General features: G+C 56.1%; 21 protein-coding genes. 7 read left to right on the top strand and 14 right to left on the bottom strand.

Annotated elements, in window-relative coordinates:
* Nucleotides 1-172 precede the first annotated feature (172 nt).
* A complete protein-coding gene (locus ACN0UH_RS17895) occupies nucleotides 173-1090 on the top strand; it encodes a GGDEF domain-containing protein (RefSeq protein WP_417663323.1) in 918 nt (305 codons plus the stop codon).
* A gap of 9 nt (nucleotides 1091-1099) precedes the next feature.
* A complete protein-coding gene (locus ACN0UH_RS17900; RefSeq protein WP_417663324.1) occupies nucleotides 1100-2137 on the top strand; it encodes an AraC family transcriptional regulator ligand-binding domain-containing protein in 1038 nt (345 codons plus the stop codon).
* A gap of 88 nt (nucleotides 2138-2225) precedes the next feature.
* Here ACN0UH_RS17900 and ACN0UH_RS17905 read toward each other — a convergent pair whose 3' ends face one another.
* From ACN0UH_RS17905 to ACN0UH_RS17945, 9 genes are all read right to left on the bottom strand, one after another.
* Nucleotides 2226-2972 carry a fumarylacetoacetate hydrolase family protein gene (locus ACN0UH_RS17905; RefSeq protein ID WP_417663325.1) on the bottom strand — a complete coding sequence of 249 codons (747 nt, stop codon included), beginning with the start codon at nucleotides 2970-2972 and terminating at the stop codon, nucleotides 2226-2228.
* Nucleotides 2969-4405 carry a dihydropyrimidinase gene (gene hydA / locus ACN0UH_RS17910; protein WP_417663326.1) on the bottom strand — a complete coding sequence of 479 codons (1437 nt, stop codon included), beginning with the start codon at nucleotides 4403-4405 and terminating at the stop codon, nucleotides 2969-2971. The genes ACN0UH_RS17905 and hydA overlap by 4 nt, the downstream gene beginning before the upstream one ends.
* 115 nt (nucleotides 4406-4520) lie before the next feature.
* Complete coding sequence (locus ACN0UH_RS17915; protein ID WP_417663327.1) at nucleotides 4521-5432, bottom strand: allantoinase PuuE; 912 nt, start codon at nucleotides 5430-5432, stop codon at nucleotides 4521-4523.
* Between the two features lie 46 nt (nucleotides 5433-5478).
* Complete coding sequence (locus tag ACN0UH_RS17920) at nucleotides 5479-6339, bottom strand: MurR/RpiR family transcriptional regulator (RefSeq protein ID WP_417663328.1); 861 nt, start codon at nucleotides 6337-6339, stop codon at nucleotides 5479-5481.
* Between the two features lie 21 nt (nucleotides 6340-6360).
* The gene (locus ACN0UH_RS17925; protein ID WP_417663329.1) at nucleotides 6361-7608 is read right to left on the bottom strand and encodes a cysteine desulfurase-like protein; all 1248 of its coding nucleotides are present in this window, start codon (nucleotides 7606-7608) and stop codon (nucleotides 6361-6363) included.
* 19 nt (nucleotides 7609-7627) lie between these two features.
* Entirely contained in the window at nucleotides 7628-8362 is a 735-nt protein-coding gene (locus tag ACN0UH_RS17930) for an amino acid ABC transporter ATP-binding protein (RefSeq protein ID WP_417663330.1), read from the bottom strand.
* The gene (locus ACN0UH_RS17935; RefSeq protein ID WP_417663331.1) at nucleotides 8359-9036 is read right to left on the bottom strand and encodes an amino acid ABC transporter permease; all 678 of its coding nucleotides are present in this window, start codon (nucleotides 9034-9036) and stop codon (nucleotides 8359-8361) included. The genes ACN0UH_RS17930 and ACN0UH_RS17935 overlap by 4 nt, the downstream gene beginning before the upstream one ends.
* Nucleotides 9037-9069: 33 nt before the next feature.
* Nucleotides 9070-9846 (bottom strand): transporter substrate-binding domain-containing protein, encoded by a 777-nt coding sequence (locus ACN0UH_RS17940; protein ID WP_417663332.1) that lies wholly within the window; start codon nucleotides 9844-9846, stop codon nucleotides 9070-9072.
* Between the two features lie 267 nt (nucleotides 9847-10113).
* Nucleotides 10114-11064 (bottom strand): LysR substrate-binding domain-containing protein, encoded by a 951-nt coding sequence (locus ACN0UH_RS17945; RefSeq protein ID WP_417663333.1) that lies wholly within the window; start codon nucleotides 11062-11064, stop codon nucleotides 10114-10116.
* A 125-nt stretch (nucleotides 11065-11189) separates the two neighbouring features.
* Between ACN0UH_RS17945 and araD1 the strand changes: the two genes are divergently transcribed.
* The 3 genes from araD1 (at nucleotide 11190) to ACN0UH_RS17960 (ending at nucleotide 14560) form a co-directional block, all read left to right on the top strand.
* Complete coding sequence (araD1, locus tag ACN0UH_RS17950) at nucleotides 11190-12185, top strand: AraD1 family protein (protein ID WP_417663334.1); 996 nt, start codon at nucleotides 11190-11192, stop codon at nucleotides 12183-12185.
* A 160-nt stretch (nucleotides 12186-12345) separates the two neighbouring features.
* Entirely contained in the window at nucleotides 12346-13926 is a 1581-nt protein-coding gene (locus ACN0UH_RS17955; RefSeq protein WP_417663335.1) for an aldehyde dehydrogenase (NADP(+)), read from the top strand.
* Between the two features lie 136 nt (nucleotides 13927-14062).
* Nucleotides 14063-14560 carry an AAA family ATPase gene (locus ACN0UH_RS17960; protein WP_417663336.1) on the top strand — a complete coding sequence of 166 codons (498 nt, stop codon included), beginning with the start codon at nucleotides 14063-14065 and terminating at the stop codon, nucleotides 14558-14560.
* Between the two features lie 26 nt (nucleotides 14561-14586).
* Here the strand turns inward: ACN0UH_RS17960 and ACN0UH_RS17965 are convergent, their stop codons facing one another.
* The 4 genes from ACN0UH_RS17965 to ACN0UH_RS17980 all read right to left on the bottom strand — a co-directional run bounded on the left by ACN0UH_RS17965 (nucleotide 14587) and on the right by ACN0UH_RS17980 (nucleotide 19357).
* On the bottom strand, nucleotides 14587-16323 hold the full coding sequence (locus tag ACN0UH_RS17965) for an IlvD/Edd family dehydratase (protein ID WP_417663337.1): 1737 nt from the start codon (nucleotides 16321-16323) through the stop codon (nucleotides 14587-14589).
* A gap of 67 nt (nucleotides 16324-16390) precedes the next feature.
* Complete coding sequence (locus ACN0UH_RS17970) at nucleotides 16391-17695, bottom strand: TRAP transporter large permease (protein ID WP_417663338.1); 1305 nt, start codon at nucleotides 17693-17695, stop codon at nucleotides 16391-16393.
* 15 nt (nucleotides 17696-17710) lie between these two features.
* The gene (locus ACN0UH_RS17975) at nucleotides 17711-18271 is read right to left on the bottom strand and encodes a TRAP transporter small permease subunit (RefSeq protein WP_417663339.1); all 561 of its coding nucleotides are present in this window, start codon (nucleotides 18269-18271) and stop codon (nucleotides 17711-17713) included.
* Between the two features lie 57 nt (nucleotides 18272-18328).
* Nucleotides 18329-19357, bottom strand: coding sequence for a TRAP transporter substrate-binding protein (locus tag ACN0UH_RS17980; RefSeq protein ID WP_417663340.1), 1029 nt, complete (start codon nucleotides 19355-19357; stop codon nucleotides 18329-18331).
* 192 nt (nucleotides 19358-19549) lie between these two features.
* Between ACN0UH_RS17980 and ACN0UH_RS17985 the strand changes: the two genes are divergently transcribed.
* Nucleotides 19550-20497: a LysR family transcriptional regulator gene (locus ACN0UH_RS17985; protein ID WP_417663341.1), complete on the top strand. Its 948-nt coding sequence runs from the start codon at nucleotides 19550-19552 to the stop codon at nucleotides 20495-20497.
* 54 nt (nucleotides 20498-20551) lie between these two features.
* On the opposite strand, the gene ACN0UH_RS17990 is transcribed toward ACN0UH_RS17985, so the two are convergent.
* Nucleotides 20552-22156 carry a L,D-transpeptidase family protein gene (locus ACN0UH_RS17990; RefSeq protein ID WP_417663342.1) on the bottom strand — a complete coding sequence of 535 codons (1605 nt, stop codon included), beginning with the start codon at nucleotides 22154-22156 and terminating at the stop codon, nucleotides 20552-20554.
* A 127-nt stretch (nucleotides 22157-22283) separates the two neighbouring features.
* On the opposite strand from ACN0UH_RS17990, the gene ACN0UH_RS17995 reads away from it, so the two are divergent.
* Nucleotides 22284-23003, top strand: coding sequence for a murein L,D-transpeptidase catalytic domain family protein (locus ACN0UH_RS17995; RefSeq protein ID WP_417663343.1), 720 nt, complete (start codon nucleotides 22284-22286; stop codon nucleotides 23001-23003).
* Nucleotides 23004-23506 lie beyond the last annotated feature (503 nt).

Raw genomic sequence — 23506 nt, forward strand, 5'->3', positions numbered from 1 at the left:
GCGAGCTGAACCGACCTCCTTCAAAGCGCAGACCCGCCACGCTGCAGAGGCGCGATCACAACGGACTAAAAAAATCGCAAGCCTTGCTGAGCTGATCAGACCTCCCTCATTGCAATAACTCGGTAACAAGACTCTGTTGTGCTGCGCGCTACTTCTCCCGGAGCCTTGGGCCATGAACTCTCTGCTTAGACTGCACCGCCTGAAACTGGCCGTACTGTTAGTCGCCACCAATCTCGCGCTGTTGCTGCACCTTGCGGCCGGGCATATCAAGCCGATGAGCGAATGGGTGTGGCTGGATATCCTTGGCGAAGGCGGCTCGACATTGCTGTGTCTGGTCTGGCTTGGGCTGGTGCTGAAGAGTCGTCCAGCCGGGCGGGTGACAAGCTTTCTGATGGTCGGACTTGGGCTGGTGTTTTTTTCCTGGTGGGTCGACACCCTCGACGAATTTATCCGCCTGCCGGACAGCATTGTCTGGGATCACTGGATGGAGTCCGCACCAATGCCGCTTGGCCTGCTGGTGCTGACGCTGGGCATCTATCACTGGCACCGCGAACAACTGGCTATCAGCGCGCAAATGGAAAAACGTGAATTGCTGTTCCGCGAGCATCGCCTGTTCGATTCATTGACCGCACTGAATACCGCCGAGTATCTGCGCCAGCAATTAGATCAAGCGCTGAACCAAACTCGTGCCGCGCAACAACCGCTGTCGTTGGTGATGATTGATCTGGACAGTTTCAGTCGCATCAATCACCTGCACGGGCATGCCGAAGGCGACCGCGTGTTGCAGGCCCTGAGCCAATTATTAGTGCTCAACTTGCGTCATCAGGATTTGCTTTGTCGCCTTGCCGGGGACCGTTTCGTGGTGCTTTTGCCGAACACCGGCGAGCGCCAGGCACAGCAGTTAGCCGATGACCTGCGCTTGAGTGTTGAACACTTTGCATACAAGGCCCGCGCTCACGGTGAACGCCTGCAATTGCGCGCCAGCGTGGCATGCGTGATGGCGCTGCAAGATGATGCACAAAGCTTGCTGCAACGCCTCAATCTAGCGCTGGCTCAGGCCAAGCCAGCCATTTACGCGCGCAGCGCTTGAGGCCATGCAATGACTCTCAAGACAACCTGGTATGAGAACGACAGCCGCTTTATCCCCGGTCACTGGCAACCTGCGGTACTGGTCGACTTAGCATTGTCACGCGGTATCGATAGCCATCGCCTGTTACGCGGAACGGGGCTGTTCCACGAAGACCTACAAGCAGGCCGTGCTCGTCTGAGTGCCCAACAATTCTTACAACTGATCGACAACAGTGAACGTCTACTGGCCGCCGCAGACACCCGTTTTCTATTTGGTCAGCGGCTGTTGCCCGGTTATTACGGCGCAGCCAGCCATGCCCTGCAACATGCAACCGATCTGAGCCAGGCACTGGATGTGCTATGCCAGCTCCGGGCCTTGCTTAGCCCACTGCTAAGCCCGCGCGTGGTGCTGGATGAACACAATGTCTACATATACTGGCTGGACAGTTGCGGGGCCGGAACACAGCAGCGTTTTTTAATCGAGTCAGCAATGACCGCGCTAATTGCCATGAGCCGCTGGCTGGCTGGCGCACCACTGCCCTGGAAAGTCAGCATTGCTCAGGCGAGGCCACGCCAGGTCGAACAGTATTGGGTCAATCTTGGGGAAGACGTACGCTTCGATGCACCATTGGATCTGCTCAGCTTGCCGCGAGAATATCTGCATCAGCCATGGCCAAGCGCGGCACCAACGGCCGGACTTGCGGCTCAGCAACAGAGCATGCAGCAGCTGCAAGAACTGGGTTTTGAAGCCAGTTTGCTCGATTACCTTTACCGTCACTTGCTGGCCAACCTGCGCTGTCAGCCACAGTTGGAAAACGTCGCCATGGCTCTGGGCATGAGCCCCTCGACCCTGAAGCGCAAACTGCAAAGACACGGTACGCATTTTCAGGAGCAACTCGACCTGGCGCGCAAACATATGGCGCTGTACCTGTACCAGATCAAGGGCCAGAGCAATGACGAAGTGGCGGCCTACCTGCAATTTCACGACTCCACCAACTTACGGCGCTCATTCAAGCGCTGGACCGGGCTAGCGCCAAGCGCATTGCGCCAACTGTGGCAGACCGATTAGGCATCCATTCCAGGCGTTGTAACTGTGTTGATCAGAAAACCCTAAATAACTGCCGAGGCCGTTACAGTTGATAAAGTGCCGAAAGATACTAAGTCGATAAAGTAACTACTCCCAAACCGGCAAACTCCACTTCAACCTCTACCCCAAGCGGCGCCCAATAAATCCCTGTCCAACTGCCAGTCGCGATCAGATCTCCGGCACGCAATGGATCACCCTGTGCGGCGGCATGTCTTGCCAGCCAAGGTAATGAGTTAAGCGGCTCCACGAATGGATGGCTGCCTGTGTTATGTATTTGCGAAACACCATTGACCCGCAACTGCGCGGTTTGCGTTGACCAATCAGGCATTTGCGCCAACAAGTGCGGCTCGCCGATTATCAGTGCGCGATTCAGTTGTTGATCTGCGAGGCGCAGCATTGGCGCGGCTTGATCTGCGTTTAGCCAGCGCGTATCGCAAAGCTCAATACCGGGTAGCCATGCGTCAATTGCTGAGCAGGCTGTGGCCAAGTCGGTATGCTCATCGAGATCACAACCCAGCCGCACGACTAACTCAGCCTCAATGCCAAACCCCTGACAATAGCCGGGCGGCACCTGCCAGCCCGATCCATGAATGGCGTCTGTTGGCACCCTTGCCGCACTGATAAAACTATATGGTGCGCCGCCAAGCTTCCAAGCCCGAGCAGGCGCCCCGGCAAACCAGCCGAGTGCATCCGCTACGCGCTGCTGCACGGCATAGGCTTGAGCTTCGCTCTCAAGTATCAAACCTTCATGCGACTGACGTTCGTCACTGCGCCAGCCGCGAATCAAATGTTCAGCAACTTGTTCAACCATGCTCATAAAGGCAACTCCGTCTTGCGTCGGCGCAATTGCGCGGGGGCTGGTCGATCGCAGCGCATAAATTGGCCTCGTCCCGCTTCGCCACGGGGTTCGCCATCCCAAACTATCTCACCGCGCGACAGCGTCATGGCCGGCCAGGCACTCAATTGCATGCCTGCATAAGGTGTGTAATCGACGTTGTGATGCAAGAGCTCATTGCGCAAATCAACTGTCTGGCCTTCATTCCAGATGACCAAATCAGCATCAGCGCCGATGGCGATGCTGCCTTTGCGCGGGTACAGGCCATACATTTTCGCCGCATTGGTTGAGGTCAGTGCGACAAAGCTCTGTGGGGTGATTCGTCCGCTGCGCACTCCTTCCGACCAGAGCAGCGCCATGCGCGTTTCTACACCGGGAATACCATTGGCAACCTGGTCAAAAGAAATGTTTTCGCCGTGCGCTTTCTTGCCGTCTGGGCCGTCGAAGCGAAAGGGGGCGTGATCGGATGAGAAAATCTCAAAGGCGCCATTTTCCAGCCCATCCCAGATGACTTGCTGATTGGCAGCATCCCGAGGCGGAGGGCTACAAATGCATTTGGCCCCCTCAAAACTGTCATCACAGCCCAGAGAGTCAGCCGTCAGAAACAGATACTGCGGGCAGGTTTCTGCATACACCTTCAACCCTTGGCTTTGCGCCCAGCGGATTTGCTCGACCGCCTCGCGACCCGAGACGTGAACGATCAGAATCGGCACATCAACCAGTTCGGCCAAGGCAATCGCACGGTGCGTAGCCTCACGCTCGACCAACATTGGCCGGGATGTCGCGTGATACTTCGGCGCGCTCAGACCAGCGGCCAACAAGCGCTCGGTCAGCCAGGCGATACAATCACTGTTCTCGGCATGCAGCATGACCATTGCACCTTCGCGCCGCGCTACCGACAAAGTTTCTAGAATCTCGCGATCACCCAGCTTGAGGGCGTCATAGGTCATGTAAATTTTGAACGAGGTGTAGCCTTCGGCAATCAGCGCAGGCAGCTCTTCACGCAGAACCTCAGGCGTTGGATCGGTCACTATCAAGTGGAAGGCGTAATCAATCACCGGCTTGTTACCAGCACGGCGATGGTAGTCATCCACCGCCGCGCGCAACGATTCACCCTTTTGCTGGCAGGCGAACGGAATCAACGTCGTGGTGCCACCGCAAGCGGCTGAAATGGTGCCGCTGAGAAAATCATCAGCCATCACCGAACCATCTCCGGTCGGTTGATCCAGATGCACGTGGCTGTCGACACCACCGGGTGTGACGTGGCGACCAGCAGCATCTATTTCATGTTGCCCTTGCGGAAGGTCCAGCGCCAGCGCAGCAATGCGTCCATCGCGAATACCGATGTCACTGGTAAAGATGTCCGCAGCGGTAACCACGCGAGCATTGCGAATGACGGTATCGAAAGCTTGCATATCAGGCCTCATATAAAGGCGCCGCCCAGCGGACAGGCAGTCGGTAGTGCCGCGAGTGACGTAATCCAGATGCGAGGTGACTGTGCCGACACCCCGCATAGCGACAGAACGCGATTTACCGCACCGTTGCAGCGTCGCGTTGCAGCCAGGCTTGGGCGATTTGTTCGCGGGTAGCGAACCAGACACCTTCGTGGCCTTGGGCGTACTCAATAAATTTTCTTATTGCGCGCACCCGGCCCGGGCGGCCAACCATGCGCGGATGTAGACCAATGGACATCATGCGCAAGCCATCGACCGACTCTTCGTGCAGTACGTCAAAACTTTCTTTCATGTACTCAAGAAAGTCTGAGGCTTGCGACAGGCCGGGAGAGTTCCAGTAGCGGAAGTCATTCACGTCACTGGTGTAAGGCACCACCAAATGTCGCTTGCCTTCGACCTCGACAAAGTACGGCACATCATCATTGTAGGCGTCGGAGTCATACAAAAAACCGCCCTCTTCAGCGACCAATCGACGCGTACGCACACTGGCGCCGTAGCGGCAATACCAGCCCACTGGACGCTTACCGCAAGTACGCTCGAAGGACTCGACAGCCAGCCGAATATGCTCGCGCTCCTGCTCTTCGCTCAGGCGAAACACTTCTTCCCAGCGATAGCCATGGCTGCAAATCTCATGGCCGAGGTTAACCGCTGCCTTGGCCACATCCGGGTTTTGCTCGAACGCCACGGCGCAGGCATGAAAGGTGGCCGGTACATCGGTCTGTTGCAGAATGTCAAGAATCCGCCAGATGCCCACGCGCGAGCCATACTCGTACATCGACTCCATGGCCAGATTGCGCACGCCATCGGGGAACTGATAACTGCCCCACTCGGTCATGCTCTCTTGGTCAGAGTCGCCCATCGCCAGCGAGCGCTCGGAGCCTTCTTCGTAGTTGATTACGATACTGATCGCCAACCGCGCACCATTGGGCCAAGTGCCTTGCGGGCGTTGCTGGCCATAGCCAACCAGATCTCGAAGCGGTAACGCCATGGGTAAACTCTCCTACAGGTTTGGCAAATCGCTCAGCCGCCGAGGCTCAGCAATCAATATATTTCAAGGCTTCATGGTCGGTTTGGCCATCGCCAAACGCCAAGCCCATGGCCAATGTCTGAGCGATACAAAATGCGGCGGTCAGTGAACGGAAACCGAGCAATTCTGCATCGTCAACTTCGATCATCACCGAAGCACATTGGCCGATTGGGCTGAGAATACTGTCGGTGATTGCCACGATCGGCGTGCCGGCAGCCAATGCCTGCTCGCAGGCATCAATAGTCTCTTGCGCATATGGCGGGAAGCTCACAGCTACCAATACATCATCGCCGTGCAGCGCACCGACCTGCTCGCGCAGGCTGCCGCCCAAACCACTGATATGCACAGCACGTCGGCCTACGCGGCTCAAGGCGTAGCTCAAGTACGCCGCCATCGGAAACGAGCGACGCATGCCAACAACAAAAGTCGTGCGCGCCTTCTGCAAGAGAGCGATCGACTGCTCCAATGCCTGCACTTGTTCGCCTTCGGCCAAGTGCTCGAGCGAAACAATATTGGCCTGACTAAACGCAGCGAGCATGGCGCCGATATCGGTCGGGTCATCCAGCAACTGTTCACCGCGATAATGACGGATTCGCTCTTTAAAGCTGCCTTGTCCAGCTTTCTCCAGCGGCGCTTTGAACACCCGCTGCAAGTCGCTAAAGCCGCCGTAGCCCAATGCTTGCGCCAGGCGGATAAACGCCGAAGCGGGAATACCTGAACGCTTGGCCAGCGCCGCTAAGGTATTGAGCGCGACATCATGCGGATGCTCAATCAGGTAATGCGCGGCGTCACGCATTCGGCTGGTGAGTTTGTCCTGTCCTAGCGCGATTGCAGAACGCAGTTCATCCATGGTTTGTGGCAGTGACATAGGCAGATCGCTCGGTGGGAATCAGGTGTGACGCAGCTCGGCAATAGCCTCGGCCAAACAGGCCACTAACCGCGTCATTTCATCAACGGTGTTGTAGTGTGCAATCGACACGCGCACCACCCCGCCTTGTTGCGCCAGACCCAGCTCGTTGATCAAATGGCGTGCATAGAAATCGCCAAAACGAATGCCAATGCGCGCCTTATCAATGCGGCGCACGATGGCTTCGGACTGCACGCCTTCGACGACAAAACTGATGGTCGGCACTCGGTCACCATCGGTAACCCGGGGCTTACCGATGATACGCACTCCCGGCGCCTCACGCAGATAAGCCAGTAGTGTTTCAGCCAACAGGTTTTCTTGCACCTCAAAGGCATCGAAAGCCGCTTGCATAAGCTCGCGCTCGCTGCCTTCAGCGCCGATACGACGGCCAATATCAATCAAGTAATCACTGATGCCAATGCAACCGTACGACAGCTCATAGTTGAGGTTGCCCGGCTGCAACTTGTAGGGCACAACCTCAGGACCAATAAAGAAATGGTTAAGGCTGGGTAATTCCAGAAGTAACTCACGCTTGCCCCAAAGCACGGCAAAGTGAGGACCGAATACTTTGTAAAAGCTGAACACGTAGTAATCAGCGCCACTGGCTTGCACGTCGACCAGCCGATGCGGCGCGTACGCCACCGCGTCGACACATAATTTAGCGCCAACCTGATGCACGCGGCGTGCAACCTCAGCCACTGGGTTGACGCTGCCCAGAATGTTCGAGGCGTGGGTCATGGCCACGTAGCGGGTTTTCGGGTTGAGCAATGCATCCAGGTCAGCCAGTTCCAGCTCCAGGGTTTGCGTATCGACATGCCATACGCGCAACACCGCATCACGCTCTTCACACAAGCGCTGCCATGGGCCAATGTTGGCTTCATGGTCGCTGTGGGTCACGATGATTTCATCGCCGGGCTTGATCGATGGCGCAATTGCGCGCGTGAGAATTTGCAGCAAATGGGTGGTCGAGCCGCCCATTACACATTCTTCTGGATGGTAAGCATTGATCAGCTGCGCAACTGACTCACGCGCCTCCATGACTTTAGCGCCAGCCTGTACTGAAGGCTCATACGAGGCGCCAAGTTGTACGGCATGGTTGAGCAAATATTGGCTGATGCGCTCGGCAACCGGCTTGAGTACAGCTGAACCACCGGCGTTATCGAGATAGGCATAGCCATCAGCCAAAGCGGGGAACTGGCTGCGAACGTAATTGATATCGAGCAAAGTCAAAATAAGTCTCCCGAAAGTATCAGTGGTGCAGAATCGCCTGCAGAAAAGCCTGGGTCCTCGGCTCTTGCGGGGCGGTGAAAAATTCCTGCGGCTTGTTCTGTTCGATGATTCGCCCGCTCTCCATGAAGATCACCCGATCGGCGACTTTACGTGCGAAGCCCATTTCGTGAGTGACCACGATCATGGTCACGCCAGAACGCGCCAGGTTTTGCATGACGTCGAGCACTTCGCCAACCATTTCGGGGTCAAGCGCAGAGGTGGGTTCGTCAAACAGGATCACGCGTGGCTCCATGGCCATGGTCCGCGCGATGGCTACACGCTGTTGTTGGCCGCCGGACAGCTGGCTTGGATACTTGTCAGCGTGAGCAGCCATGCCGACTTTCTCCAGCAGCGCCCGTGCGCGTTCATTAGAACTGCTGCGCGACATACCGCGAACCCGTACCGGTGCCAGTGCAACATTGGCCAACACAGTGAGATGCGGATAGAGATTGAAGTTCTGAAAAACCATGCCGACTTCGCAGCGGATTCCGGCAAGTTTGGGACCGTTTTCCACACGCTGGTCAGCAACACGAATGTCCCCGTCCTGATAGGCCTCCAGCAGGTTGATACACCGAATTAGCGTGGACTTTCCTGAGCCGGATGGCCCCAGAATGACCACCACTTCACCCTGCTCGACCGTCATATTGATATCGCTCAGCGCTTGGAACTGGCCATAGAACTTGTTCATGTGTTCGATTTCGATCACGTTGCTCATGCGACTTTACCTCCAGCAGCATTGCGCCGTTCGACCCAACCAACCAACTGCACCAGAGGCAATAAAAGCAGCAGGTACATCACCGCAGCCCCAACCAACGGTGTCGGGTTAGCGGCCAGCGCCTGCGCCTGAGTCGCCTGCTTGAGCAAATCAGGCATGGCTACCACTGATGCCAATGCAGTGTCTTTCATTACGTTAATGCAGTTACTGGTCATCGGCGGCATGACGATGCGCATGGCCTGCGGCAGGATCACGTCACGCATGGTGTTGAAAAAACTCATGCCTTGCGCCGCTGAAGCTTCAAACTGGCCGCGTGGAATGGCTTCAATACCGGATCGGAAAATCTCTGCCGAATAGGCGCACGACACCAGCGACAACGCCGCTGCCGCTGCCGCAAATGACGACAGGCGAATCCCTACAAATGGCAATGCGTAGTAGATCAACACCAGCAACACCAACAACGGGATCGATCGCATCACGTCGATATAGGCCCGTGACAACCAGCGAATCGGCGCGAAGGCATAGAGCCTAAGCATGGCCAGCACTAAACCGCCGACCAAACCGAGAATGATGCTGACGACGCCCAACAGCACGGTCACGCCAAGGCCGCGAAGCATCAGTGGCAGCGCATCTACAAATACGCCCCAATTGAAGAATGTATGTAGCAGCTCCATGGAATACACCTTGCTCGTGAACAGTGGGTCGGATTACTTCGGTGCGTCAGTGACCTGAACGGTGCTTGAGTCAGCTGCCGCATCAGCGCCGAACCACTTTTTGTGCAAATCAGCGATCACGCCTTCCTTCTTCATGGCGGTGATAATGTCGTTGACCTTGGCGCTCTCGGCCCAGTTTTTCGCGTGCATCAGCGAGTACTTCTCCCCAGTCGGAATGCGCGCGACCACGGCGTATTGCGGCTTGTCCTTGATGTAATAGAGCACAGCGGGAATATCGCTGATGTAACCATCTAGACGGCCCGAAGCCAGATCGAGCATGGCTGGCGATAAACCTTCATAGCGTGATACGTCCTTGAACTTGTATTCGCCCTTGTGCTCGCCAACCCACATGTCGCCGGTGGAACCGGTATCAACGCCAACCACTTTGTCGGCCATGCCATCCAAGCCTTTGATTCCCGATTTAGTCAGCACCGAAAGTGACTGGTCGCTGTCGTAATAGGGCTGGGCAAAACCGACCGATTCAAGGCGTTTTGGCGTAATGGTGATGGATGAAATAGCAATATCGGCGCGCTTGGATTGCACGGCGCTGAACAAGCCATTGAATGGGATATTGATGAACTCGACGCTTTTGCCAGCGCGCTTGGCGACTTCTTTCACCACGTCAACTTCGAAGCCAACGATCTCGCCTTTTGCGTCCTGAAACTCCCATGGGACGTTGCCCACGTTAGCGCCAACCGTCCAGTCGGCGGCCAGAGTCGATGCTGAAAACACAGTGGCGATGGCCATGCCCAAGAGTAATTTCACGTTCATGTCTAGCTCCTCGATTCAAGTCAGTTCAGCAGGCCGCCTGTTTACGTGAACAGGCGTATCGAGATTGAGCATAGGCATATGAATTAAATAATTCAACACTTTAATTTATTGAATTAAATGCTCCAACAGGGTGCAATTCAGACCCTGTTTGGTGCGCCCCGCGCAGAGCGTGTGCGGCCAGTATTCAACCGATTTATACGATATGCCGGATGCACAAGCGCACTGCGGCGGGGCAGAGAGTCAAAAGGATTGAGACGCGATCAAGGGTTAACCGCGATGCTCATCGGGCGCCAGTGTGACCTCACGCTGCAGCTCTTCAAGCAGCAATTGCGCGGGGTAAGAGAGCTGGCTGTTGTGGCGAACAATCACACCGTAGGGCTCACGCCGTGATTGCAGTTGCAGGTGCAGACGGCGAATCATACCGAAGCCTTCACTGAATTCAGCGACTTCACGTGGCATCACCGCCACCGACATTGAGTTTTGCTGCAACAGGCTGAGCATGGTGAAGGTAGAAGCGGTCTCCAGCGGGTAACGCGGGAACTCAAGGCCTGCCTGACTGAATTCGTGCTCAAGCAGCAAGCGCATGGGCATATTGGCCGGATAGATGACCCAGCGACAATCACTGAGTTGCGCCAGTTGCAGCCCTTCAACACCCACCAGCGGATGCTCGGGGTGAGCCACCAGCACCAGTTGCTCCTCGAACAGGCTCAGGCAATCGTAGGCATCCGGTCTGCGACTGACACTGGTGCGGCAGATGGCCAGGTCCAGACGCCCTTGATCGATCAAGCTAAGCAACCGTTCGCTCGTGTCTTCGACTATCTCCACCGACAGCTCGGGCTGCGTCTCGCGTAGGCGGGTTAAAGCGCGCATCAGTTGTGGTACCGCACCCATGATCACCCCAACCGACAAGCGCCCGCCATGGCCCTGAATGATGCCAATCATCTCTTCGCGCAAATGCGCCAGGTCGCTGTGGATAAGTCGCGCATAGCGAATGACACAGCGGCCTAGATCATTCGCCGCCAAACCCTGACTGGTGCGGGTAAACAGGCTGGCGCCGAAGGTCGTCTCTATCTCGTGCAGCGCTTTGGTTGCGCCGGGCTGACTAATCGCCACCTGCTCGGCCGCACGATGCAGCGAGCCTTGCTCATCGAGGGCAATCAGCAAACGCATTTGCTTGAGGCGCAGGCGCGAAACAATTGAAGGCAAGGACGAGATCATGGTGATGACTAAAAGTTATCGCTCAATCAGAAGCTTTCATTAGGCAGCATCGCCAGGGATTTTTAAAGTGGTGGTTATCAATTACCGCTGCACAAGCGATTACTGCAACTACCGGAGCTTCGGCTATGCGCTTGATTCAATTCGAAAACGAACAGGGCCAACGCCACGTCGGCGTGGTTAACGGCGAACGTATTGATATCGTACGTGATACCAGTAGCACCCGTGAGTTGGCGCTCACCGCTATTCGTAACCAGCGCAACTTGCAGGCGCAGATAGATACTCAAGGGCTCGACGCTGGGCCGCTCTACCGCGAAGTGCTCGACGCTGGTCGTGTGCTCGCACCGCTGGACCATGAAGACCCTGCGCATTGCCTCGTCAGCGGTACTGGCTTGACTCACCTCGGCAGCGCCTCGACCCGTGACAAAATGCACCAGCAGAGCGAGCAAGAAGAAACCAAGCTGACCGACACCATGCAGATGTTCCGCTGGGGCATGCAAGGTGGCCGTCCAAAGTCTGGCACCGCTGGCGCTCAACCTGAATGGTTTTACAAAGGCGATGGCAGCATAGTGGTTCGCCCCGGAGCCAACTTTCCTGCCCCGCACTTTGCTGAAGACTTTGGTGAAGAGCCTGAACTCACCGGACTCTATGTGATTGGCGATGACGGCATGCCCTATCGCGTGGGTTACGCGCTGGGCAATGAGTTTTCCGACCACGTGGTTGAACGCAAGAACTACCTGTATCTGGCCCACTCGAAATTACGCTTTTGCTCCTTCGGCCCAGAAGCGCGCCTGGGTGAGTTGCCCAAGCATCTGGCGGGTATGAGCCGTATTCGTCGCGATGGCTCAGTGCTCTGGGAAAAGGAATTTCTCTCCGGAGAGGAAAACATGTGCCACAGCCTGGAGAACCTCGAATATCATCATTTCAAGTACGCGCAATTCCTGCGTCCCGGTGATGTTCATGTGCATTTCTTTGGTACCGCTACACTGTCCTTCGCTGACGGCGTCAAAGCGCAGCCCGGAGATCAGTTCGAGATCAGTATTGAGGCCTTCGGCGAGCCACTGCGCAATGGCATTGAAGTTAATCAAACTGGTTTTGTTGCCGGTACAGTCAAAGCGCTTTGATAGCGTTTTCTAAAGGCATCAGGACGCCAGTTTCATGCTACGGAGCTGGTGTCTTTTCGCGGTTTCAAAAGAACCCGTCTCACAATTCGCGGGCTTACGCCCATCGCCTCGACGTGTTGCGTTTGAGGTTCTCTGAACCCACAAAGTCAAGGAGTCGAACATGCCCGATATTCTCGGTCAGAACTACATTGCAGGCGGCCGTAGCGCTGCAGGCAACATCACCCTTCAGAGCTACGACGCCCAGAGCGGCGAAGCGCTGCCCTACCAATTCCATCAAGCCACGGCCGATGAAGTAAACGCGGCTGCCGAAGCAGCGGCTGCGGCTTACCCAGCTTACCGCAGCCTGCCTGCGGCAAAGCGCGCCGAGTTCCTCGAAGCCTGCGCAGCCGAGATTGATGCATTGGGTGATGACTTCGTGGCGCTGGTTTGCCGTGAAACTGCGCTGCCAGCAGCACGCATTCAGGGCGAGCGGGGCCGCACCAGCGGACAGATGCGCTTGTTTGCTCAAGTACTGCGCCGGGGCGATTTCTACGGTGCGCGGATCGACCAGGCGCTGCCCGAGCGCCAGCCAATGCCTCGCCCGGATCTACGTCAATATCGCATCGGGGTTGGCCCGGTTGCGGTGTTCGGCGCCAGCAACTTCCCCTTGGCCTTCTCAACCGCTGGCGGCGATACCGCGGCGGCACTGGCCGCGGGTTGCCCGGTGGTGTTCAAGGCTCACAGCGGCCACATGGCCACTGCTGATTGCGTAGCGGGAGCTATCACACGCGCCGCGCAGAAAACCGGTATGCCTGCTGGCGTATTCAATATGATCTACGGTTCAGGTGTCGGCGAGGCGCTGGTCAAACACCCGGCCATTCAAGCCGTCGGTTTCACCGGCTCGTTGAAAGGTGGCCGCGCCTTGTGCGACATGGCCGCTGCACGTCCACAGCCAATCCCTGTATTCGCCGAGATGTCGAGCATCAACCCGGTGCTGATGCTGCCTGAAGCCTTGAAAGCCCGTGGCGACAATATTGCAGCCGACCTCAGCGCTTCGGTTGTGCTTGGCTGCGGCCAGTTCTGCACCAGTCCGGGCCTGGTCATCGGCGTTAGCTCACCGGAATACAGCGCCTTTATCAAAACCCTGTCCCAGCAGATGGGCGACAAACCGGCGCAGACCATGCTCAATGCCGGCACCCTCAAAAGCTACGTTGGCGGCCTTGAGCGCTTGCATGCACACGCAGGCATCAACCATTTGGCGGGCAGCGAACAAACTGGCAACCAAGCATATCCCCAGCTATTCAAGGCGGATGTGAGCTTGCTACTTGAGGGTGACGAACTGCTTCAGGAAGAAGTATTCGGTCCAACCACTATCGTTGTCGAAGTGGCGAATCGTGCTGAACTGCTGCGTGCGCTGCATAGCCTGCATGGCCAGCTCACAGCGACTCTGATCGCCGACGAGGCGGATCTGCGCAACGCTGGCGACCTGTTGGCGGTACTTGAGCAAAAAGCCGGACGCCTGCTGCTCAACGGCTATCCAACGGGTGTCGAGGTGTGCGACTCGATGGTTCACGGCGGTCCATACCCGGCGACATCTGACTCGCGCGGCACCTCGGTGGGCACGCTGGCGATTGATCGCTTCTTGCGCCCGGTCTGCTACCAAAATTGCCCGGATGCACTGCTGCCAGAAGCGCTGCAGAATGCTAATCCACTGGGTATTCAGCGCCTGGTCGATGGCAAACCAAGCACCAGCGCCCTATGACGGTAACGAGAAGCTGAGGGCTTCGGCACACACAATAAAAAATGCCCGGCCAATGCGCCGGGCATTTTTTTGCCAAGAGTTTATATTGCGGGCAGCATGCGGACATGGACTCAGACTGGATAATCAAGGACAACAAATGCTCATCGTCTTCAGCGGCCTGCCCGGCACCGGCAAGACCACCATCGCCAGCGAACTTGCTCGTCAAACGGGCGCCGTATATCTGCGCATCGACGCCATCGAACAGACGCTGCGAAACTCAGCGGTTCTGGCTCGTGATGTCGGACGCAGCGGTTACGAGGTCGCCAATGCCCTCGCTCTGGGCAATCTGCAAATTGGCAACAGCGTCATAGTCGACTGCGTAAACCCTGTAGCCGAAAGCAGAAACGCTTGGAGCCAGACAGCAGCAAGTGCCGGCGTAGAGCTCGTCAATATCGAGGTGCGATGTTCGGATTTAACAGAGCACCAGCGGCGGGTTGAAACGCGGAGTTCCGATATTGCCGGGTTGAATCCACCGACTTGGCAATCAGTCGTCAACCATGACTATCAGGCTTGGGATAACGCACCATTGACCATCGACACCGCCCGGATGACGCAAGCCCAAGCGGTGACAATGATCATAAGCACTATCAGCTAGCCCGACGCACACGGGCTACATTTGACTCAATGCGAATGGCGCGGCACGTCGGCGCCACGGCAGCCGACCAGAAAGTCAAAGTCACAGCCCTCATCGGCCTGCAGCACGTGATCAACATACAGACGGCGGTAACCTCCGTCCCAGATCAAGCCCTGCGGCGCCTGCCACGCTGCAAGTCGCGCCTGTAGCTCTGCATCCGAAATATCCAGGTGCAGGCGTCCTGCATCACAGTCGAGCTCGATGAAGTCACCATTTTGCACCACGGCCAATGGCCCACCCGCAGCGGCTTCCGGCGCGACATGCAGCACCACGGTGCCATACGCCGTTCCGCTCATGCGCGCATCGGAAATCCGCACCATGTCGGTGATGCCCTTGGCCAACACCTTTGGCGGCAGGCCCATGTTGCCAACCTCGGCCATGCCCGGATAACCCTTGGGACCGGCATTTTTCAGCACCAATACGCAGCTCTCATCGACATCCAGATCAGGATCATTGATACGCGCTTTGTAATCGTCAAAATCCTCGAAAACCACCGCCCGACCACGGTGCTGCATCAGCTCTGGCGAGGCCGCAGAGGGTTTCAGTACTGCGCCTTTGGGTGCAAGGTTGCCGCGCAAAATACTGATGCCGCCGTCGCGACGCAAAGGGTTATCCAACTGACGAATCACTTCGTCTTCGCCGTAGATCGGCGCGTCAATGCAGTTGGCCCACAGGCTGCTGCCGTTAACTGTTAGCGCATCTGGATTAGGCAACAGGCCCTTCTCACCCAAGCGTCGAATCACTGCTGGCAGGCCGCCTGCGTAATAGAACTCCTCCATCAGGAAGCGTCCGGACGGCTGCAAGTCAACAATAGTCGGTGTGCCGCGCCCGACGCGGGTCCAGTCATCCAGCTCAAGCTCAACGCCCATGCGCCCGGCAATAGCCTTGAGGTGGATCACCGCATTGGTCGAACCGCCAATGGCGGCGTTAACCCGAATCGCATTCTCGAAGGCTTCACGGGTGAGCACTTTCGACAACCGCAAGTCTTCACGCACCATCTCGACAATGCGCATACCGGACATATGCGCCAGTACATAACGCCGCGCATCCACCGCAGGAATCGCCGCGTTGTGCGGCAGGGATGTGCCCAGCGCCTCCGCCATGCAGGCCATCGTCGAGGCCGTGCCCATGGTGTTGCAGGTACCCGCTGAACGCGACATGCCAGCTTCAGCCGCCATGAAGTCATGAATCGAGATTTTGCCCGCTTTGACTTCTTCACTAAGCTGCCAAACCACGGTGCCCGACCCAATGTCCTTGCCTTTGTGCTTACCATTGAGCATCGGCCCGCCGGTTACAACAATCGCTGGCACGTCACAACTGGCAGCGCCCATCAATAGCGCTGGCGTGGTCTTGTCGCAACCGGTGAGCAACACCACGGCGTCTACCGGGTTACCACGGATAGACTCTTCAACATCCATGCTCGCCAGATTGCGGGTGAGCATTGCAGTCGGCCGCAGGTTGGATTCTCCGCTGGAGAACACCGGGAACTCCACTGGAAAACCACCCGCTTCAAGTACGCCTTTTTTGACGTGCTCGGCGATCTTGCGAAAGTGCGCATTGCACGGCGTCAGCTCAGACCATGTGTTGCAGATACCAATGATCGGCTTGCCCTGAAACTCGTGATCGGGAATGCCTTGGTTTTTCATCCAACTGCGGTACATAAAGCCGTTTTTGTCGGCTGTACCGAACCATTGGGCAGAACGAAGCGTGCGTTTCTCAGTCATGATTGTGACCTGTCGTGCAAGGGGAAGCCCACCTGAGCCTCCCTAGGTGATCGGGAAAAAGTTCGGTTCAGAGCAAGCCGGTAGAAAGAACCGGGAAGAACAACAGCAGGCTGAGTACGCACAGCTGAATGATGATGAAGGGCACCATCGCCTTGAAAATGTCGGTCAGGGTTATGTCGGGCGGCGCCACGCTTTTCAGGTAGAAAGCGGCGGGCCCGAACGGTGGCGAGATATACGAGACCTGCATGCTCACGGCGAAGAGAATCCCGAACCACACCGGGTTGTAGCCAAGCTGCACAACAATCGGCACAAAGATCGGCAGGCACAGCATGGCGATGCCGATCCAGTCGAGGATCATCCCCAGCACCAGGAAGATCAGCATCATCACCATGATGATGACGATAGGCGCGACGTCGAGGCCGGTGATCGCCGAAGAAACGAAGCGGTTGCCGCCCATCAGGTTATAAACGCCAACCAGACAAGCAGCACCAATCCCGATCCAGACGATCATGCCGCAGGTTTCCAGAGTCTGGGTCAGGCTGGCCTGAAGCATTTTCACGCTAAATTCGCGACGCAGAATAATAGCCAGAAGCACGCCCAAAGCGCCCATTGCCGCCGCTTCGGTAACCGAGGCGATACCGCCGTAAATACTGCCCAGCACCAACCCAGCAATGGCCACCGGGTAGAACATGCCCTTGATCGCTTCGGACACTGTCAGGCGCGGAAGGCCATCTGAATCCTGCTTGATATGCGCGCCGCCCATTTGCGGGTAGCGGATGCACATCACCACCACATAGAGCATGTAGCAACCCATCAACAAAACAGCGGGCACCACAGCGGCCTTGAACAGGTCGGCAATCGACACGCTGGCGATCAATCCGTAGATGATCAAAACGATTGACGGCGGAACCATGGTGCCGAGCGAACCACCAGCGCAAACCACACCGATCGCGATACGTTTGTCGTATCCCAGACGCAGCATTTGCGGCAGTGCCAACAAGCCAAGCAGGACGATCTCACCGCCGATGATGCCGGAGATGGCCGCCAGGAAGAACGCCACCACCAAGGTTTGTACTGCGACCCCACCGGGCATTCTGCCGGCGAAAAACCGCATTGAGTTAAATAGGTCTCGGGCCAGGCCCGACCTGTCGAGTAACCCCGCCATAAACACAAACATGGGTACGGCGACGAGTGAGTACTCGGTGATAAAGCCATACATGCGACTGGCCACCAGCGGCGTGGCCATTGGGCCAAACCAGCCAAGGGTAAAACCTGCGGCAACCAAGCCCGTCACAAACGCCAGCGGCAGCCCCATAACCAGCAGGCCAAAGATGGCAAAAATCATCAGATACGTAGCGATTTCAATACTCATGGCGCTGTTCTCGAATTATTGCTTGTTGCGCCATTGGCGACCGATACGCACCACCTGCTGCAGCGCCATGATGGCGATCGCAATCAGGATGACGATCTTGGTAAAAGCAGGAAGCGGCGGGTTCCAGGCTGAGCCTGAAGTTTCGAGGCGCCAAGCACCGGTTGGCGAATGGGTGGCATTAAATGCCAACACCCAGGCGGCGTAGCCAATCGCAAGGCAAAACAATATGCCCAGTAGCAGATTGAACATCTCGAGCCAGTTACGCTTACGCGGTGAGAGCCGATCGAGCAGGATGCGAATCTGAATATGCCGATTGGTCGCCAGCGCATACGGACCACCCAAGGCAAAGATAGCCGCCACCAAGAACGTGGTGGTTTCGTGCGCCCAATCGGTTGGCGCATTGAAGCCGTAGCGCATGATCACTTCATAAACACTGACCAACATTGCCAGAAACACCAGCCAGGCAATTGCCTGACCAATACGCTGGATAAAACGGTCGAGGGGATTGCTGCTGAGCACGGATTCGGGCTCAGCAACACCGAGCGGATCGTCGCTCGAAGGCGGGTTCGCTTTCACGGATGACTCCTGGCTTCCAGAGCGACCTGTGCAGAGCAGCACAGGTCGTGCGGGGGATCAGAGCAGGTCTTTGCTCTGCAGATATGACTTGATTGAATCCACAGCGTCCTTGGCTTCGGGGCTGCTATTACGCCAGGTGTCCCACTCGGTGCGGGCAATCTGGCGGAATTTCTTCAGCTCTTCAGGGGACAGCGTGGTCAAGGTCACATCGCCGCGTTGGGTAGCCAGTTCAACCTGTTCCTGGTCTTTCTTGTGCAGGTCACTGATCAGCGTCGCGGTGAACTGGTCAACCGAATCCTCAAGGACTTTCTGTTGCTCCGCGCTCAAGCCATCCCAAATGGTTTTGTTGATTGAGATGTCTTTCATTGGCATCGAGTGGAAACCCGGATGCACGGCGAATGGCGCGTACTTGTAATAACCCTGCTCATAGTTGGTAGCGAACACAGTGTAATCGGCGGCATCAATTACACCCTTCTCCAAAGCAGTGTAAACCTCGGATGTCGGTAGGTTCACGGGCGCTGCACCGACCAACTTGAAGATGTTTGAAACCATGCCTTCCGGCGCACGAATCTTCATGCCTTTGAGATCAGCTAGGGTGTTGATCTGCTTTTTGCTGATCAACGCTTCAACGCCAACTGCGCCTGCGCGAATCAGGTGAACGTTGTAGGGTTCAACCAGCTTGTTGTAACCCGCCTCGCCGCCGCCATTACGCATGTAGTCGAGGAAAGTTGAGGTGTCGCTCCAGGCGCCAACCATATTGCCGTATACAGCAAATGCTGGGTTCTTACCTGAGAAGTAACCGGGGTCGGTGATTTGGCCCTGAATGATACCGGCGCCAACAGCGTCCAGCGTCTCGTTGTTACCGACGATGGTCCCGGTAGGCATCACTTCGATGACGATCTCACCCTTGGTTTTTTCAGCCACATCTTTCGCCCAGTTCTGAGCGATTCGGTATTCATCATCGCCAGCATTGACGTTGATCTGGAACTTCCACTCCTCTTTGGCAAAAGCGGCAGTGGAACTTAGGAGCACAGCCATAGCAACGGCGCTCAGGGTCAGGCGATGGGAAAATTTACTGGGTTGCATGGTGCCTCTCCATTTATTTTTATCAGGCATTTTGGCGGTAGGGCCGTCTAGGGCGCTACTCGTACACCTGTGTACCGAGTCAAAAAGCAGATCAGCACAGGTATTCCAAGGCCAGAGAGTAGACAGATCACGGATAATCAACAAATATGTAATTTCGCCAAATACATATACAAATGGATATACCTTTGTCGAATGAAGCCACTTAATAACAACTGGTTCGTGCGCGCCCGCCTTAAGAGTCGGCACATTCCGGTGCTGGTCGCACTGGGCGAAACCTGCAACCTCAATCGAGCAGCTGAAGGCTTAGGTATTTCCCAGCCAGCTATCTCTAAATTGGTTAAAGAATTAGAGGATGGGCTCGAAGTGCCGCTGTTCGAGCGCCACGCGCGTGGCGTAATACCCACTCTCTACGGTGAGGCGGTCATTCGTTACGCGCGACGCGTGCAGACCAGCCTTGATAGCGCTTTTGATGAAGTAACCGCCTTACGTGCCGGGCATCGCGGCCATGTTCGCATCGGTACTATTCTCACCCCTTGCGCCGACCTGCTGCCGGAGTTGATCCGCCAGGTAAAGCAGTTGCATCCCAATCTTGAACTGAGCATCCACACAGGCTCAAGTCGTGACCTGATGACAACCCTGAATGACGGCGAGCTGGATTTTTTGGTCGCACGCTTCTTCACTGATGTCGGTCTCTCGGGTATGCATTTCGAGCCTTTGCACAAAGAACCGCTGTGCGTGTGTGCCCGCGCCGGTTTGATCGATCAGCGCCTGTCTCGTGAGGCGTTGCATAAAGCTGATTGGGTGCTGCCACCGTCTGGAAGCGTATTACGCTATGAGTTCGATGCCTTGTTTCAACAAAAAGGCATGCTACCGCCAAGCAAAGTGGTAAACGCCGAGAACTTGCTAATGGTCACCACCTTGCTTGAGCACAACGACATGCTTACGGTGCTGCCACGCGAGGTAGTCGCCCATTACGCACGTTACAACATGCTGGCAGTGGTCGATGTTGAAGCAGGAATCGAGGAGGATCTGAATCGCAGTTTGATGGCGTATGGAATCATCACCAAACACGAGGATCTACTTTCTCCCTCGGCCAAAAGCGTGCTGACCCAGCTCAGAAAAATTGCCAAATCTTTTTAGACAGCGCGCGGCCGGAACCGACGCGCTATTGTGGCCAGAACCCGCAGGCAGCACTTATTTATCGAGCAGTTGTGCAGTGATTATTTTCTGGTCGTTGTCGTACATATCCGGGTAGTAATGAACCACGCCGTTGGCATCGACTTCGACCGTCCAATAAGCCATCACCAGATTGAGCTGCTGATTCAGGCGATACTGGCTGGTTTTGCCTGAATCAAGTCGGGCTTGGACTGTGCGCAACTCATCTTCGTCGAGGATCTTGGTGAGCAATGTCTGGATAGCCTCAACGCGTACACAACCCGAACTGAACACCCGTGGAGATCGATTGAATAAGCGCTGGCTGGGCGTATCGTGCAGGTATACCGAGTATGGGTTATCAAATCGCAGTACTACCCGGCCAAGCGGGTTATTCACCCCGGCAGCCTGGCGCAGCATGATTGCGCCGGGTTTAGACCAGTCGATGTCATGCGGGTCGAGACGCTGGCCTTGGTAGTTGTACACATGCATCTGGTGCTTATCCAGGTAGCCAATATCACTGCGGATCGCCGGAATTTTGTCCTCACGTAAAATAGTCGGCGGCACCGTCCATGTCGGGTTTAGGGTTAACCGATTGATACGAGACACCAACAAAGGTGTTTTACGCTCGGCACGGCCAACCTGCGTGCGCTTACGCCACACATCAACACCATTTTGCATCAACATCACTTCGGCCCCGGCGACGTTAACCGCAACTCGTGCATGGCTTAAATCATCGGCGAGCCAACGTAAGCGTTCAAGATTGGCGCGTAGCTGATCACGCCGGGTCAGTGGCGAAACATTAAGCTCGGTCAGGGTCGCAGTACCCAGCACACCATCATCGTTAATACCATGACGCGCCTGGAATGCTCTGAGGGCTGCAACGGTGCCCGGGTCAAACCGGGTATCGGTCTGGACATTACCGGTTGAAAGCGCGGTGTTGTAGCCCTCGGCATTAAGCCGGGTACGCAAAGCTGGAACACGCAGGTCAGATTGTCCCGGGCGCAGTGTGGGTCCATCGGCAATCGGCTGCCAGCTTGGCAGCGGCCTATTGCGCAGCACAGCATAGGCTGCGCGTAATTGTTGATACTGCATTAGGCTCGGGCGCACGGCTTTGAAAGCCAGTTCGGGCTCCGATAGATTAGCGATGGCGACTGGCAGTATCGTGACGTTCGCCCCAGGCCGTGTCGGCATATCGGAAGAGCGCCAAATACTCTCCAGCTTCTGTTGCGACAAGCGACCGTAATGCAGGTCATGCAGCGCCTGCAGGTAGCTTTGGGTAGTTAGAATATCAATGCATGCACGCATTTTGGGATTGGCATCGAGCGGCATACTCGGTATTGGGTAATCGGTCGGCGATAATCCATCATCGGCTAGTTGATTGACCTGCTCCAACAACATGACCCGTGTGGCTTCATTTGGCCAAGCCAACTCCCCAGCAAGCGGTCGATAGAAATCATGCAATTGCGCTCTGGAAAAATCGTCTAGGCTTGTCGGCAGTGGCGTGCAGCTGGTAGATAACGTATCAATAAGCACGCCCATACTATCTGTCGGGTTCGATTCAAGTGGCGGCAACGTCACTGCATGACCGACAAATGGCGCCAGAATAAGGGCCAAGACCGTGTAAACTACTCGTTTTTTGATCAATTAACTGCTCCATCCTTAGCTATACAGATCCGCCACCTCTAATGTGGCCCGATAATAAGTATAAGCGAGTCATCGCAAGGTCGACGCCAGGATGCACAGAAGCAATTGCTTTAGAGGGGAAGGGTTTATGTCTGTATGGGTTCGTCGGCTCTGTGTTGCAGGGCTAATGTCTTTCTGTGGTCCGCTTTTGGCCGCCTCCACTCAACCAATAAAAGACCCGCTGGTTGCCCAGCTTACGAAAGTAGCGCCGGGAATCGACCGCGAAGCCTTGCGCCACGCTGTTGCCGCCATGCAGTGTGCGGTCAATAACGGTGCCGCTCGCGCTAACAACCTCGCCGTCATTGATTACTCACAACCGTCATCTGCCAAACGCTTATGGATATTCGACCTTAAGCGTCAGAAATTGATATTGCGGGACTATGTTGCTCACGGTCGGATGTCAGGTGAGAACATTGCAAGTCAATTTTCAAATCGTCTGGGTAGCTATCAAAGCAGCTTGGGGCTATTTCGCACTGCTGAGAGCTACAGCGGCAAGCACGGCCTATCATTGCGTATGGACGGCCTTGAACCGGGCTTAAATGACCTTGCTCGCGAACGCGCCATTGTCATCCATGGTGCGAGCTACGTTGATCCTAATTTGATCCGCAGCCAAGGCCGCATTGGTCGCAGCCTGGGTTGCCCGGCTGTACGGCCACAGATTGCACGAATGGTGGTTAACAAGCTGAGCGGCGGCCAATTCTTGTTTGCCTGGCACCCGAAAGCGCGCTGGACCCAACAGTCGGCTTATTTCAACTGCAAGCCACGCCAAGTCGCCAGCATTATCAGCAGCTTAGGCCCTCGCAGCTAACATCTAATAAGCACTCCAGCGGGCAATCTCAAAACAAAAAGGCAGACCCTCGGGTCTGCCTTTTTATTTGTCCGATTCGCTCAACCGACTCTCGTATATCGTTGCCAACAATCCCTTCAAGCTTGCTGGGCAAGCTCGTTTCTAAGCGGCTGTAGACACGAATCAAGACGGCGGATGACACTTTAATCGCGCCGGGTACCCCACCAAGGTATTGAACCTGGGAGGACAAATCCCGCGCGCAGCGCCCTGCGAAAAATAAAGCAGCGAGTGGCGTTTTGTCCCCCTGCCCTGACTAGCAGCTAGCTCTTGGCCGGATTGCTAAGCCTGAAAGCCACAGCGAGGTGGCCTTTTATCGACTGGTATCGGCCTTGATTGACTGACTGTTACGTAAACTGCAGCCTGCTCTGTCGGCGTAGAACTTTTTTCTGCACAAAGAGAAACCCCAGATCACTTACATGATCTGGGGTTTCGGTATAGGCGCTTGACGATGACCTACTCTCACA

It is taken from the genome of Pseudomonas sp., assembly GCF_048265905.1.
Classification (GTDB): Bacteria; Pseudomonadota; Gammaproteobacteria; order Pseudomonadales; family Pseudomonadaceae; genus Aquipseudomonas.

What these genes read in the sequence shown, in the direction of transcription:
- ACN0UH_RS17895 (WP_417663323.1), top strand. Translation starts at nt 173, where the DNA reads ATGAACTCTCTGCTTAGACTGCACCGCCTGAAACTGGCCGTACTGTTA.
- ACN0UH_RS17900 (WP_417663324.1), top strand. Translation starts at nt 1,100, where the DNA reads ATGACTCTCAAGACAACCTGGTATGAGAACGACAGCCGCTTTATCCCC.
- ACN0UH_RS17905 (WP_417663325.1), bottom strand. Translation starts at nt 2,972, where the DNA reads ATGAGCATGGTTGAACAAGTTGCTGAACATTTGATTCGCGGCTGGCGC.
- hydA (WP_417663326.1), bottom strand. Translation starts at nt 4,405, where the DNA reads ATGCAAGCTTTCGATACCGTCATTCGCAATGCTCGCGTGGTTACCGCT.
- ACN0UH_RS17915 (WP_417663327.1), bottom strand. Translation starts at nt 5,432, where the DNA reads ATGGCGTTACCGCTTCGAGATCTGGTTGGCTATGGCCAGCAACGCCCG.
- ACN0UH_RS17920 (WP_417663328.1), bottom strand. Translation starts at nt 6,339, where the DNA reads ATGTCACTGCCACAAACCATGGATGAACTGCGTTCTGCAATCGCGCTA.
- ACN0UH_RS17930 (WP_417663330.1), bottom strand. Translation starts at nt 8,362, where the DNA reads ATGAGCAACGTGATCGAAATCGAACACATGAACAAGTTCTATGGCCAG.
- ACN0UH_RS17935 (WP_417663331.1), bottom strand. Translation starts at nt 9,036, where the DNA reads ATGGAGCTGCTACATACATTCTTCAATTGGGGCGTATTTGTAGATGCG.
- ACN0UH_RS17940 (WP_417663332.1), bottom strand. Translation starts at nt 9,846, where the DNA reads ATGAACGTGAAATTACTCTTGGGCATGGCCATCGCCACTGTGTTTTCA.
- ACN0UH_RS17945 (WP_417663333.1), bottom strand. Translation starts at nt 11,064, where the DNA reads ATGATCTCGTCCTTGCCTTCAATTGTTTCGCGCCTGCGCCTCAAGCAA.
- araD1 (WP_417663334.1), top strand. Translation starts at nt 11,190, where the DNA reads ATGCGCTTGATTCAATTCGAAAACGAACAGGGCCAACGCCACGTCGGC.
- ACN0UH_RS17955 (WP_417663335.1), top strand. Translation starts at nt 12,346, where the DNA reads ATGCCCGATATTCTCGGTCAGAACTACATTGCAGGCGGCCGTAGCGCT.
- ACN0UH_RS17960 (WP_417663336.1), top strand. Translation starts at nt 14,063, where the DNA reads ATGCTCATCGTCTTCAGCGGCCTGCCCGGCACCGGCAAGACCACCATC.
- ACN0UH_RS17965 (WP_417663337.1), bottom strand. Translation starts at nt 16,323, where the DNA reads ATGACTGAGAAACGCACGCTTCGTTCTGCCCAATGGTTCGGTACAGCC.
- ACN0UH_RS17970 (WP_417663338.1), bottom strand. Translation starts at nt 17,695, where the DNA reads ATGAGTATTGAAATCGCTACGTATCTGATGATTTTTGCCATCTTTGGC.
- ACN0UH_RS17980 (WP_417663340.1), bottom strand. Translation starts at nt 19,357, where the DNA reads ATGCAACCCAGTAAATTTTCCCATCGCCTGACCCTGAGCGCCGTTGCT.
- ACN0UH_RS17985 (WP_417663341.1), top strand. Translation starts at nt 19,550, where the DNA reads ATGAAGCCACTTAATAACAACTGGTTCGTGCGCGCCCGCCTTAAGAGT.
- ACN0UH_RS17995 (WP_417663343.1), top strand. Translation starts at nt 22,284, where the DNA reads ATGTCTGTATGGGTTCGTCGGCTCTGTGTTGCAGGGCTAATGTCTTTC.